Origin of the sequence: Pseudoalteromonas sp. OF5H-5 (assembly GCF_021530695.1) — a bacterium.
Lineage (GTDB): Bacteria > Pseudomonadota > Gammaproteobacteria > Enterobacterales > Alteromonadaceae > Pseudoalteromonas.
Window position 1 is genome coordinate 45,400 of sequence record NZ_JAKGBF010000015.1, and the last position, 12,007, is coordinate 57,406.

Genomic DNA, 12,007 nt, shown 5'->3' on the forward strand with positions numbered 1-12,007 from the left:
CATATTTGGCTAATATTTAGCGAGGGTTAATTGTAAGTGGCTCAATCGTCACTTTCGCATTACCACTTGCGCCCATATGCCCGTTGTAAGTTTGTCCTTCAAACAAGGTGTAAAATACATCAACATAGTCATCATCGTTAGTAAACCAATGGCTTGGCATTGCTTTGATCAATTGATTCGTCAGTTGCGGGATAATCGCATAGCCTTGAACATTAGGATCAGGAATAGCACGCATCACTTGCGTCACAATATCCAAAAGTGTTGTTGCTAAGTCTTGATAGTTAGTATTGTCGTCTTGCTCCATCAGCAATAAATCTGCCGCTTGCCAACGATATCGCTCCCAATGAATGATAATTTGGTTAGGCGTATAGTCCGTACCATCGTGGTCCAAATATGGCATATCCACAATATCTAGAACAGGCTCATCTCGGGATGGGTTGACGCCTGTTACAATGCCGTAAACTTCCGCAGCCCCAGATACCCAAGGCTCTTCATCGTCATTTAGTCTGATTTTCTTCAATACACTGGTTGAAATCGGCTCTGCATCATCGTTGCTCTGCACAGCTGTTGATGGCATTGCCAAGCCTTGCTTGGCAAACACTTGCTTCATTACCTGAATGCCTTCTTGTTTTACCTTATCACTATCAAGTTCAACGATTAGCACAGGTCGCTCTGGCATTGTATGTGCGTCAAGTAAATGCAATTGACCGTGCTCATCAAAAGCCTCTACATATTGCCAGTGCTTATCATCACCTTTAGGCGCAAAAGCAATTAATGGCGCTTCACCTTGTTGCCACTTTGTTAGCATTTCGCTAGAAGCAATACGCAGCTGGTATAGATTAGAGCTATAGTCAGTCAGGCCTTTTAATGAGCGAGTGTACTGGCTCGCTTCTGTCATGAGCTGCTTAGTTGACCCCTGAACTTGTAGCTGCTCCAGTGAAACTGCATCCTGATACTGGCTAAGTTGAGTTTGAACTTGGGGACCTAAGTGATTAAGTGATAGCGCTAATTTTTTCGCAATTTGCTTTTTTATATCAGCAACTTGAACTGGTGCAGCGTTAAATTTATCAAGCTGCTTAAGTGAACTGTAGGTATTAAGATTAACCTTGTCTGCCGCAGAACTTGCGAAAGACATTCCGCCGAGCATGGCTATCATTAGTGTAGAGAGGGTTACATGTTGTTTCATCTTGCGTTCCTAGAAATAATCCGTGTTATGGAATAAACAAGATAAAACAATAAAAGTAAATTATCAACACGTTAACATAGTTAACATATAAAACAATTTAATCTAGCTTTTAGAGTTTTTATTCTTCTACTGGGTAGATAGTAATTTCTATACCGGCACCTATTGCAGAGATCCTAAGCAACGTATCTGCCTGTAGTGCTTGCGAAAAGCACTTTGGCGACTTGCCTGAGTTAAAACCAATGTCAAAAGTTCGCTTGGTACAACCTAGCCATTGCTTAAGTGCCGCTTTAGAGCAAGACTCAATTAACTCACACAGTTGGTTAATCGCTTTATCAGGGGTTAATTCATTGGTATTTGCTTCGATGCGAGCCAATTGACGATAGTCATCTTGATCGTAATGCAGCACGATAGCATTTTTCTTTAAATCCGAAACTAGCGCACTGATATCCTGCTTTGACTCCAGTTCCAAATCGACATTTAAAAATTGAATTTCAGACATGTATTAAAAGCTACCTTGTAAAGCTAAATCTAGTAATGACTTATTTATCAGTGTGATAAGGACATTACTTATTGGACAATGCGACAATTTGCCACATTCTAAGCACCGTGCATTATAGTTATCATACTCACGAGCAACTAGAATAACATATTGTGATGATTAAAAAACTGCTAAAACCCGCACGTAAACTCCACAAGTACCTTGGCTATTTATTGTTTTTACAGATCTTTGCTTGGCTATTAGGCGGGCTGGTCATGAGCGCGATCCCATTGGCAAAGATCCATGGTAAACACTTAGCGCATAGAAGCTTAGACAACCCCTTTCCCACCGCCGCGTACCAAGCTGATCTCAATCAGTTAGTACAAAGCACGGTGCAAGTGCGCCAAATCCAGTTCGGCCATTTTCTCGATACTCCCATCATCAAGCTAAACCAAGATGAAAAGCTCATTTTCAACGGGATAACAGGCGCACCTTTTACCACTCCAAATCAACAGCAAATAATACAACAGGCCAAGCAACACCTATTAATTGCAGCGGATGTGAGCCATATTGAACGACTTGCCACAGCCCCCAGAGAAGCAGGTTACAAGGAAGATGTTTGGCGAGTCGAATATAACGATATCCTCTCCACCACGCTGTATCTAAGTGCAACTAGCGGTGAAGTTGTGACGGTGCGTAGCACGTTGTGGCGCATCTTTGATTTTTTTTGGATGCTACACATTATGGATTACGACGAACGAGAGGATTTCAATAACCCCTTGCTCATTTCCTTCGCCGCTACGAGTGTACTCTTTTGTCTAACAGGGATATTGTTATTATTGCAATCTCCACCTTGGCGAAAACGTCGCCCTGCACCGAATAAATAAAGGGACTTACTGTACACTCTTGTTGGTATTGATGATTTTTTTGATATAGTGACATTCCCTGTATTCCACCATTTGGTGAGAGGTTATGTCACGATATTGCTATATCTTAGCGCTTAGCTTATTTGTATTAACAGCTAACGCTCAAGAGTTCACGTCTTTCTCAAAAGCAAAGAAACATTTATCACAACAAGTTACCGACAATACCCGCACGCTTTATTGTAATTGTAATATCAAAAAGCAAGGCAAAAAGCTGGTGCCTGATCCCGCAAGTTGTGGTTATACCCCGAGGTTACCTTACACTCGCAATGGCAAAGAAAACGCCCGTGCTCAGCGCATTGAGTGGGAGCATATCGTGCCCGCGTGGGAATTTGGACATCAGTTGCAGTGCTGGCAAGATGGCGGCAGAAAGCACTGCCGTAAAGTCAGTGAGCAATTCAGGAAGATGGAAGCAGATATTCACAACCTTGCTCCAGCGATTGGTGAAATCAATGGGGATCGGTCTAATTTTCGTTTTGGCATGTTACCAAGTACTGAAGCAAACTATGGCGCGTGTCCAGTAAAGATTGACTTTAAGTTACGCCGAATTGAACCACCAGAGTACGCTAGAAAACGCATTGCTGATGCGTACTTTTACATGGAAAAAACCTACGGGTTAAAAATCTCTCCACAACAGCGGAAATTATTCACGGCTTGGCAGAAACAGTGATTGCGAGATAACCCAAGCGGTGCTAGTTTTTAGTCATACAACTAAAACAGGAACGTGAATACGATGCAACGTATTACTCTAGTTTTCGCATCAACAGCAATGAGCTTGTTATTAGCCGCTTGTGGTGGCGGTGGCAGCGATTCATTAGGCACCGATAACCCAGGTAGTAACACTGGACAAACCGAGCCGCCCACTTGGACGTTTAATCAATTTCCTGCGTCAAGTCAGTTAATTAACTATTGCGCCTCCCCAAGAACGGGTACAGACAAATATAACAACGACCAACCTTATCCCGATAAGGTTGGTACGGCGATGCATGAAAAAATGTGGCTCCGCTCTTTTACCAACGAAACCTACCTTTGGTACGACGAAGTACTAGATAACGACCCAACACAATTCGATACTGTTATTGATTACTTCGAGCAATTAAAGACAAACCAAACGACGGCGTCGGGCAATGCCAAAGATCAATTTCATTTCTACGAATCTTATGAAAGCTTCCAAAAAGAAGCGCAATCGGGTGTTGCAACCGGTTATGGCATTCGTTGGGCGGCCATATCCACATCACCACCACGTAACTTTACTGTCGCCGCAGTAGAGCCTAATTCACCAGCCGCGAATGCAGGGATCGTACGTGGAGATAAGATCCTCTCGATAGATGGCGTCGACTTTATTTCAAGTGATAATACCGCTGCGCTGAATGCAGGCCTGTCACCAGAGCAAAGCGAGCCACATAACTTTGTATTTGAAGATAAATCAGGCAACGAAAAATCCGTCACCCTGACTTCAGTCGATATTGAAACCTCACCGGTGCAAAACGCTAAAGTCATTAGCTATGGCGGCAAGCAGGTTGGGTATGTGCAGTTCAATCAATTTATTCCAACAGCCCAAGAAGGATTAATTGAAGCATTTAATCTATTTAAAACACGGCAAATAGACGACCTGGTACTCGACATGCGTTACAACGGTGGTGGTCGCGTCATTATGGCAGCGCAACTAGGCTATATGGTTGCGGGCAACAGCAGCCTAAACAAAACCTTCACTTATAGCACCTTAAATGACAAGCGTACTGCTGAAGAAGAGCGCACCGCTTTTGAGTCTAGAGCAATTAACTGGGCTGAAAACAAGTTTACAACCACCTCTTTACCCACCGTAACTTTACCTAGAGTTTATATCCTCTCGACACGAGGCACGGCCTCTGCCAGTGAAAATGTAATTAATGGCCTGCGCGGCATTGATGTTGAAGTCTTTTTGATCGGTGGTACCACTCGAGGTAAGCCCTATGGCTTTGTGCCCGCGCAAAACTGCGGCACGGTTTACTATACCATTCAGTTTGGTTCGGAAAATGCGAAGGGCTTTGATGCTTATGCCGATGGCTTTACCCCTTCAGGAGCGTCAAGCAGTGGTGAAATTGGCCTAAGCGCACAAGTGCCAGGCTGTATTGTCGCAGATGACTTCTCTGCACCTCTAGGCAGTCAAGAGGAAGATCTTTTCGCCGCAGCACTGACACATATAGATACCGGTCGTTGCCCAAATGTAGCGCAATTTGCGCCTACTGCTCTGCCACAGTATCAAAATAAGGAGCATGCGGTTACGCTTCCAGTCTATCCACTGCGGGAAAATGCAATTTTAATGAAGCCTAAGGATCCGCAATAATGGCGCCGCTAAAAGCGGTGAAAATCATCGCTTTGGCTTTATTGATGCAAGCATGCAATAGCGCGCCTGCATCAACTTCGGTTAATGAGGCTGTACTCTCAGCTTCTACGCCCGAGGTGTTATCACAACTCAAGCAAGCTATAGTAAAACTCAAAGGCGGCGTACCACCGACGCTCGCAAGCACCGTTTTTCAACGTAGTCCAACACTACTGCTTGAGCATGGCCAAAGCCTAGATGGCAATGGCAGTCCAATTTTAGGTGCCCATAATCTCGCTTATGAGAGTTTCATCTTGCAGCTTCGTGACACCCAGTGTGTACTCTACTATCCGAAAAAGGATACTTATGTCGTGCTCAGTAAAGTTAGCTGCAAAAAGCTGGAAAAATAGCGCCTGATCTCAATCTATTAGCCTCAACTCAAATTAGCAAAATGGCGCTTTAACACGTCACACAATGCCTGTACTTTGGCAGTTCGGTGAACCAGTACATGGGTAACTAGCCAAACTTGGCTTAACCATTTTAACTCATCATGCAACACCGGCTGTAAATCTGGATAACGTTTTGCCACATCATGCTGTAGCCCACCAATACCTAAACCGTTAACAATGGCACGCGACGCGTCTGACGTTTCAGATACCCTAAGTGTCACTTGTGTCTCAGGGATATGTTCATCTACCCAAGCGAAATATGGCACTCTTGCATTAAACCCGGCCACACCAGAGACAAAGTAATGCGTCTGTAACGCTTCAAGTGTTTTGGGGATCCCCATACGCTTGATATAGCTTGAAGACGCATACAAGCCTGCTTCTAAAGTATTTAGATGCTGCACTATGTAGTCGGGCTCATCGGGCTTTGGTCCTGCCCTCACCGCAACATGCGCCTGTCCATGATCTAAGCGTAAACGCTTTTGGTCGAGAATGACTTCAAGTTGTACCTGTGGGTGTAATTGCTGAAAAGTCAAACAAGGCTCCGACAGCATATCCATAAAACCACTGACCGTTGTCACCAAAAGCTTACCTCTAAGCTGGCTGTCCGAAGCAACAATAGAAGTACTCAACTCCATCAAGCGCTCGTCTATTTGACTCGCCGTCGCAAGTAACTTTTCTCCTGCCTGTGTTACCTGATAACCTCGGGCATGACGGTGAAATAACCGCGTTCCCAGTGCTTCTTCTAAGCTATTTATTCGCCTCAGTACCGTGCTGTGGTGGATCTCTAAATGCTCTGCCGCCGCTGATAAGGTACCAAGCTTGGCAACCGTATAAGCGACCTTAAGATCCTGCCAATCTGTGAATTTATCCATAACCACCTCTGTGCATATATGCACATAAGCTTTGCGTTTATTTCGGTTTTGTGCAAGTAAAATTTTGCTACTATCACTTTAACGAAACAAAATAAGGTATCAGCAAGATGACTACAGCAAAAATTATCGCACTCGCAGGCAGTTTAAGAAAAGACAGCTACAACCAATTACTCATCCAAGCCGCGGCAAACTTTGCACTAGAAAGTGGCGCAGAAGTAGAAGTGATCAAGTTACAAGATTTAGATATTCCAATGTTCGATGAAGATCTTGAAGCGCAAGGCACACCAAAAGGTGCTCAACTTTTAAAAGACAAGCTGCGCGATGCCGATGGTATTCTATTAGCAAGCCCAGAATACAATGGTTCTTTCACTGCGGTGCTCAAGAACGCAATAGACTGGGCCTCTAGAACAGAACAAGGTGCAGTGCCAGCATTTAGAAACAAAGTAGTGGCACTCTATGCGGCCTCACCAGGCGGCTTAGGTGGATTACGCGGTCTAAACCATGTCCGCGATGTGTTATCTGGCATTGGCAGTTTAGTACTCCCAGACCAATTGGCTGTACCTAGCGCATTTAATGTATTTGATGACCAAGGTAAAATTAAAGACCCAGAGCTTGCTGAAAAAGTATCAAGCCTCGCGCTGCAACTGGTGTCAGTTGCAAGTAAGTTAAAATAACTTTCAATCTCTCGTTCATATCTTGCTATGGACGCTTAGCTCATGCACACTAAGCGTCCAAAGCGAATTAGAGGCGCAATATCAGCCTTGTAATAATGGATACGAATAACGGGAGTCAGCTTTGCAAAGCACTCAGAGTCACCTATTTACCCCCTATCTCTCACACCATTTTCATTGCATTCAGTTTGACCCTGACAGCTTTAACGCGCATTCCTTTGAACAGCAAAATATACTCCTGCCCGCTTCACTTGATAAAGCGGTAGCGAAAAGGCGAGCCGAGTTTTTAGCGGGACGAATATGTGCCAAGACTTGCCTAGCGCATTTTGGACAAGGTGACTTTACACTGCTTAACGGCTCTGATCGGGCGCCTATCTGGCCTGCTAATATTGTTGCCAGTATCACGCATACTCGAGGGATCGCGGCTGCGATTGCTACAGATGATATCGCCGTGAAAGGCTTAGGCATTGATATCGAAAGAGATATGAAACCGAAGCAAGAAGTCGAACTACAACGACAAATTCTACATCCTGAAGAAGCTGAAATTTTTACACTATTCGGCGAGCAAGTGCACTGCCCGTTGACTGTTATTTTCTCGGCCAAAGAGAGCATATTTAAGGCACTTTATAGCACGGTGCAAAAGTTCTTTGGTTTTGATGCTGTCAAGCTGACTCAGTTTGATGACAAGAAACTTATTTTCACTTTGATGGAAACACTACACAAGAATTTAAGCAAAGGACAACAAGTGGAAGTATATTACCAATGCAAAGACGCCTTAGTGCTGACCGAGTGTGAATACATCGCACAGTAAAATCATGCCTATTTGACTTAATACTTACTCAACTTGAAGGAGTAAACCTGACCCAAGGTGGGTTAAGAATTTCTCATTTGGAACTAAAAACGCCCACTTGGGGCGTTTAATCTGAAGTGTGGATAAAGATTCACTTAGCCGTTTTCCAAAGCCAACTTACTGAAACATAACATTTTCACTGCCAGCAGCCGCTTTAAAGCGCGCTATCAGCTTTTCACAGTCCTGTAAGATCTCCGCTTCTAGGCGCTCTTCAGCACGCCAACGCTGGCTATCCATTTTGAAAATCTCTTTTTTAGAATACTTCTTACGCGCGTCATGAGTTGGCATTTCTTTGACTTCATCATACATCTGATAAACACCAGGATAACTTTGTTGTAAGTCAACTTCCTCGTCAAAGCTATATTGCGAGATGAGTACCCAAACTCGTAAACACCCTTCAGAATATTCACATTGTTTTTCCTTCATCGCACGCGCGATCAAGTTAACGCTATCCGCAATTTTTCCATTGCGCTGCTGCCGTGACTTTTCAAGCTCAGCAGCCTTTTGCTCGCGATGTTTGGCAATCTGCTCTTTTTGCACCTTCAGTTGCCATAGTAATTTACCCGCGTAAAACGCCAGTCCAGCAATAATCAGGGCACCAATAATGATTGCGATGATCCATGCAGTATTCATTACTTATCATCTTCCTCAAAGTCGTCGTCTAACCATTCATTTGCTAGATCATTACTCATAAACTGATCCATTGGATCATCTTCTAGCATATTGCCTTCTTCAAACTCATCATCAATTCCTAAGATCTCACATAGCTCCTGATGACGTGCAATGCCGCGATTGAAGTATTTCGCATCTTTACCTGTTAGCAGTTCACCGCGCTCATGGCGTTCAAGTAGCGCCATCAAGCGTTCATCATTTTCTAACTGCTCAAGTTCTTGCTCTGGAGTTAACGTCTCTACCGCTGTAGTTAACTTAACTTGCGGCTGTAGATGGCGCTTCATCTCTGGTTGTGTATTCGACTTAGTCGGTTGTGGCTCTGCAACCAAAGAAATGGGCTTTTTGCTACCAACACGCGGATCTTTATTGGTCGTCGTGTTTGATTGCTCTTTCACTAGGATCTCTGGTGCATTTCTAGAACCCGGCTTTTTACCTTTGGTTTTTTTGCTACGCTGCTCTTTGAGTGCACGTAACGCTTGTAGCTTTTCTTTACTCAGCCTTGGTGTTCCATTGGCTGCAACTTTACGTGTCTTTTTCTTTCTGGTCATAATTGGTTATCCAAAATTCTCGCGTTAACTACGCTTGGTGAGAATGATGACATCATTCCCAATAAATTCTAATTCACAATCCTGCTGCGCGGCAAAATACGCAAAGCTTTCCCGACTAAAAAATGAAATATGCGTCAGGTCATTTTTATAGTGCCAATTCGCAAAGCGTGCTTTATCAATGACGAGCTTGGTCATCAAGGCTAGCGGCTTTCCCACTTTTAAGCATGCTAACAATTGCGTTAATACTTTTGCAGGTTCTGCTAAATGTTCCACCACTTCTGTACTGACGATAAAGTCGTACTGACGAGTCAGTACACTGGCATCATTAGCATAGTACAGGTCAAACAAAGCAACTTGATGCCCAACTTCTTCAAGCATTTTCGCAAGCAGCGGCCCTGGCCCACAGCCAAAATCTAAGCCTTGGCTTGGTATCACCAAACGTGCCAACAGTGGATCCGTCACTCGTGCTAGAAAGCGACGATAGCCTTCATCAGCCAGATCGTTTTCATGGCTATCATAAATGGCCTTTTCTTGAGCTGGTGTTAATCTCGACTTGGGATCAACCATCACCAACTGGCAGGTTTGACATTGCCAGTACAGTCGATACTTGTCTTGATGGTAGGCTTCAAGCTGATTACCTTGGCACAGGCCACAACTGAATAGAGTTGAATCTTGCAATGGTCAACAGTGATTGCTTAATAAGGCGGCTATTGTATCAGGTATAATAGAGGCAACCAAATAAAAAGGCGGCAGAGATCACTCTCTACCGCCTACTAATCTGAGCGTCACAACTGGACACTTCTCCCTTCGACTTTTAAGTCTTATTATTGTTCTTTTTATTTTATTGTCGTCCGTATTGTTTTTATTTTAGACTTCCGTGACACTTTCCATATTGTTTTTATTATGAGACTTCCGTGATTTTCTTATTCTCGGCCTTCCTGACGCTTTCTTGATAGTCCTTCGTATCTAACTAGATACATAACTTTGCCACCTACGCTTCCGTATCGAATTGTCCCTTTTTTTGTATTGCTTGGCGACAACGAATAATCTACGCTCCTGAGCTTGAGTTACAACTGTTTAATAACAAATTTCTTACCTTAATTTTTTTAATTAAACAGAAAAAAGATGAATTACATAAACTTACACTGAACAACAGCTTAAAAATAAGCTAAAACTCACATGTTGCACGAGCAAATATCTCACATGAAAAGTGAGATATATCTCATAACCTCAACAACAAAAAAAGGCAGCCTATGCTGCCCTTTTTTCAATAGTAGGAGTTTACACTGAGAGAGGTAAACTCACTATACGACTTTAGTGTAGACCACCTAAGTACTTAGATAATACTTCGATGTCTTTATCCGTAAGCTTCTTCGCGATATCACGCATCATACCATTCATGTCATTGTTGCGAGTGCCATCACGGAACTTCTCAAGCTGTGATTTGATGTACTCAGGGTGCTGGAATGACACTTTCGGGAACTTAGCTAAAGAAGTACCATTACCACGAGGACCGTGACACGCAGCACAAGCAGGAATACCACGCTCAGCATCACCCGCTTTGTATAGCTTTTGACCTAAAGCAACAACATCTTCAGGCGTTGAACCCGCAGACATAGGTAAAGAAGAGAAATATACAGCTAAATCTTTCATATCTTGATCTGACAGCGGCATAGCCATACCACTCATCACAGGATCCATACGCCCTTCTTTACCACCAGACGTCATACCTAGCTTAAACTCTTGTAGCTGCTTATAGATATAATCTGCATGCTGACCTGCGATTTTAGGATACATAGTCACAGGGGCATTGCCATCTGGACCGTGACATGCTGCACACGTTGCAGACTTTGCTTTACCTGCTTCCGCGTCACCATCGAATGCCGATGCGTTGCTTGCTGACAACGTACCAAGCAACATTGTTAAAGTTAATGCTATTTTTTTCATGGTAAATTCTCTGTTTCCGACCCTGTAATTTGTACCCTCGCGAACAAAGTCGCTCTCTTTATTGCTCGGGCAAATAATACCAATCAGTACTAATTAGGTTGTTATGTTAATCAGATGAATCATACATGCAAACTTAGCAAATATAACGCCAAACAGCACCGATCCATCTAAATACGCCTTGCTCAGTAGTGACTACTGATAGGTATACACTTTAGATTGACATTGCAATTTCTACATTCTACACGATATTACTTTCTCTGGCACGTTTTCTGCCCATATTAAGCTTATAATTTATAGGGACTTGACCTAGATTAATTAATATTGGGACGACGGTTTGGTCAATTAGCGACAAAAGCGGCGTTTAGAACAAATCTCACAATGCTTTTGGTTTCCGTCATACTGTTATAAAATACGCAATTCCATCCGCGAAAGTTTAATCAGTTAGGAGTCAGCGTGCTAAAATCTCGCGTTAAATACAATCAGGCACAATTTATCACAAGTGCCCCAGATATCAGTAAACTGCCACCAGACACTGGAATTGAAGTTGCTTTTGCGGGTCGTTCTAACGCTGGTAAGTCGAGCGCGCTCAATACGCTTACAGACCAAAAGCTGGCACGCACCAGTAAAACACCTGGCCGGACTCAGCTTATTAATACTTTTTCTCTAGGTGAAGATCAGCGTTTGATTGATTTACCTGGCTATGGCTTTGCGAAAGTCCCATTAGAGATGAAAAAGAAATGGCAAAAAGCATTAGGTGAATATTTACAACGCCGCAAATGTCTTAAAGGGATTGTGGTATTAATGGATATTCGTCACCCTCTTAAAGACCTCGATATGGATCTCATCAACTGGGCGACTGGCAGCAATATACCGGTATTAGCGTTGTTGACCAAAGCCGATAAGCTAAAACAAGGTAAGCGCAAAGCAGAAGTACTACAAGTACGTCGAGCGCTAGCTGAAATAGACGGTGATATCACCGTTCACGCGTTTTCTTCTTTGAAAGGTATCGGATTGAACGAATTGGCGTGGAAACTGGATGATTGGTACTTAGGTCCGTTTGTGAAAGAAGCTCAAGAAGAAGCGAGCGAATAATCAAACGTAGGGCGCGC

14 protein-coding genes are annotated in these 12,007 nt (G+C 43.4%); 7 read left to right on the forward strand and 7 right to left on the reverse strand.

The window, feature by feature from the left end:
- Positions 1 to 16: 16 nt before the first annotated feature.
- Positions 17 to 1,186, reverse strand: a complete 1,170-nt coding sequence (locus tag L1271_RS19315; RefSeq protein ID WP_235368572.1) for a DUF3103 family protein — start codon at positions 1,184 to 1,186, stop codon at positions 17 to 19.
- Positions 1,187 to 1,304: 118 nt separating this feature from the next.
- Complete coding sequence (locus tag L1271_RS19320; RefSeq protein WP_010376275.1) at positions 1,305 to 1,685, reverse strand: hypothetical protein; 381 nt, start codon at positions 1,683 to 1,685, stop codon at positions 1,305 to 1,307.
- Positions 1,686 to 1,840: 155 nt separating this feature from the next.
- Between L1271_RS19320 and L1271_RS19325 the strand changes: the two genes are divergently transcribed.
- From L1271_RS19325 to L1271_RS19340, 4 genes are all read left to right on the forward strand, one after another.
- Complete coding sequence (locus L1271_RS19325; RefSeq protein ID WP_235368602.1) at positions 1,841 to 2,551, forward strand: hypothetical protein; 711 nt, start codon at positions 1,841 to 1,843, stop codon at positions 2,549 to 2,551.
- Positions 2,552 to 2,636: 85 nt separating this feature from the next.
- On the forward strand, positions 2,637 to 3,257 hold the full coding sequence (locus tag L1271_RS19330; protein ID WP_010607791.1) for an endonuclease: 621 nt from the start codon (positions 2,637 to 2,639) through the stop codon (positions 3,255 to 3,257).
- Between the two features lie 63 nt (positions 3,258 to 3,320).
- Positions 3,321 to 4,913, forward strand: a complete 1,593-nt coding sequence (locus L1271_RS19335; protein WP_010607790.1) for a S41 family peptidase — start codon at positions 3,321 to 3,323, stop codon at positions 4,911 to 4,913.
- Complete coding sequence (locus L1271_RS19340; RefSeq protein WP_010607789.1) at positions 4,913 to 5,299, forward strand: hypothetical protein; 387 nt, start codon at positions 4,913 to 4,915, stop codon at positions 5,297 to 5,299. The genes L1271_RS19335 and L1271_RS19340 overlap by 1 nt, the downstream gene beginning before the upstream one ends.
- A gap of 23 nt (positions 5,300 to 5,322) precedes the next feature.
- Here L1271_RS19340 and L1271_RS19345 read toward each other — a convergent pair whose 3' ends face one another.
- The gene (locus L1271_RS19345) at positions 5,323 to 6,210 is read right to left on the reverse strand and encodes a LysR family transcriptional regulator (RefSeq protein ID WP_010607788.1); all 888 of its coding nucleotides are present in this window, start codon (positions 6,208 to 6,210) and stop codon (positions 5,323 to 5,325) included.
- Positions 6,211 to 6,317: 107 nt separating this feature from the next.
- Here L1271_RS19345 and L1271_RS19350 point away from each other — a divergent pair, with 107 nt between their 5' ends.
- Positions 6,318 to 6,884 carry an NADPH-dependent FMN reductase gene (locus tag L1271_RS19350; protein ID WP_235368573.1) on the forward strand — a complete coding sequence of 189 codons (567 nt, stop codon included), beginning with the start codon at positions 6,318 to 6,320 and terminating at the stop codon, positions 6,882 to 6,884.
- Between the two features lie 121 nt (positions 6,885 to 7,005).
- On the forward strand, positions 7,006 to 7,692 hold the full coding sequence (locus tag L1271_RS19355) for a 4'-phosphopantetheinyl transferase family protein (RefSeq protein ID WP_010607786.1): 687 nt from the start codon (positions 7,006 to 7,008) through the stop codon (positions 7,690 to 7,692).
- A gap of 156 nt (positions 7,693 to 7,848) precedes the next feature.
- On the opposite strand, the gene L1271_RS19360 is transcribed toward L1271_RS19355, so the two are convergent.
- The 4 genes from L1271_RS19360 to L1271_RS19375 all read right to left on the reverse strand — a co-directional run bounded on the left by L1271_RS19360 (position 7,849) and on the right by L1271_RS19375 (position 10,898).
- On the reverse strand, positions 7,849 to 8,364 hold the full coding sequence (locus L1271_RS19360) for a DUF2489 domain-containing protein (protein ID WP_010607785.1): 516 nt from the start codon (positions 8,362 to 8,364) through the stop codon (positions 7,849 to 7,851).
- A complete protein-coding gene (yihI, locus tag L1271_RS19365; RefSeq protein WP_235368574.1) occupies positions 8,364 to 8,951 on the reverse strand; it encodes a Der GTPase-activating protein YihI in 588 nt (195 codons plus the stop codon). The genes L1271_RS19360 and yihI overlap by 1 nt, the downstream gene beginning before the upstream one ends.
- Positions 8,952 to 8,975: 24 nt before the next feature.
- A complete protein-coding gene (locus L1271_RS19370) occupies positions 8,976 to 9,629 on the reverse strand; it encodes a class I SAM-dependent methyltransferase (protein WP_235368575.1) in 654 nt (217 codons plus the stop codon).
- A gap of 636 nt (positions 9,630 to 10,265) precedes the next feature.
- Positions 10,266 to 10,898, reverse strand: a complete 633-nt coding sequence (locus tag L1271_RS19375) for a c-type cytochrome (RefSeq protein ID WP_010607782.1) — start codon at positions 10,896 to 10,898, stop codon at positions 10,266 to 10,268.
- Positions 10,899 to 11,351: 453 nt separating this feature from the next.
- Here L1271_RS19375 and yihA point away from each other — a divergent pair, with 453 nt between their 5' ends.
- Positions 11,352 to 11,990 carry a ribosome biogenesis GTP-binding protein YihA/YsxC gene (yihA, locus tag L1271_RS19380; protein WP_010607781.1) on the forward strand — a complete coding sequence of 213 codons (639 nt, stop codon included), beginning with the start codon at positions 11,352 to 11,354 and terminating at the stop codon, positions 11,988 to 11,990.
- The last annotated feature ends 17 nt before the right edge of the window (positions 11,991 to 12,007 follow it).

Excerpts from the sequence above, each read along its gene's own strand:
- L1271_RS19315 (WP_235368572.1), bottom strand. The coding sequence starts at position 1,186 with ATGAAACAACATGTAACCCTCTCTACACTAATGATAGCCATGCTCGGC.
- L1271_RS19320 (WP_010376275.1), bottom strand. The coding sequence starts at position 1,685 with ATGTCTGAAATTCAATTTTTAAATGTCGATTTGGAACTGGAGTCAAAG.
- L1271_RS19325 (WP_235368602.1), top strand. The coding sequence starts at position 1,841 with ATGATTAAAAAACTGCTAAAACCCGCACGTAAACTCCACAAGTACCTT.
- L1271_RS19330 (WP_010607791.1), top strand. The coding sequence starts at position 2,637 with ATGTCACGATATTGCTATATCTTAGCGCTTAGCTTATTTGTATTAACA.
- L1271_RS19335 (WP_010607790.1), top strand. The coding sequence starts at position 3,321 with ATGCAACGTATTACTCTAGTTTTCGCATCAACAGCAATGAGCTTGTTA.
- L1271_RS19340 (WP_010607789.1), top strand. The coding sequence starts at position 4,913 with ATGGCGCCGCTAAAAGCGGTGAAAATCATCGCTTTGGCTTTATTGATG.
- L1271_RS19345 (WP_010607788.1), bottom strand. The coding sequence starts at position 6,210 with ATGGATAAATTCACAGATTGGCAGGATCTTAAGGTCGCTTATACGGTT.
- L1271_RS19350 (WP_235368573.1), top strand. The coding sequence starts at position 6,318 with ATGACTACAGCAAAAATTATCGCACTCGCAGGCAGTTTAAGAAAAGAC.
- L1271_RS19360 (WP_010607785.1), bottom strand. The coding sequence starts at position 8,364 with ATGAATACTGCATGGATCATCGCAATCATTATTGGTGCCCTGATTATT.
- yihI (WP_235368574.1), bottom strand. The coding sequence starts at position 8,951 with ATGACCAGAAAGAAAAAGACACGTAAAGTTGCAGCCAATGGAACACCA.
- L1271_RS19375 (WP_010607782.1), bottom strand. The coding sequence starts at position 10,898 with ATGAAAAAAATAGCATTAACTTTAACAATGTTGCTTGGTACGTTGTCA.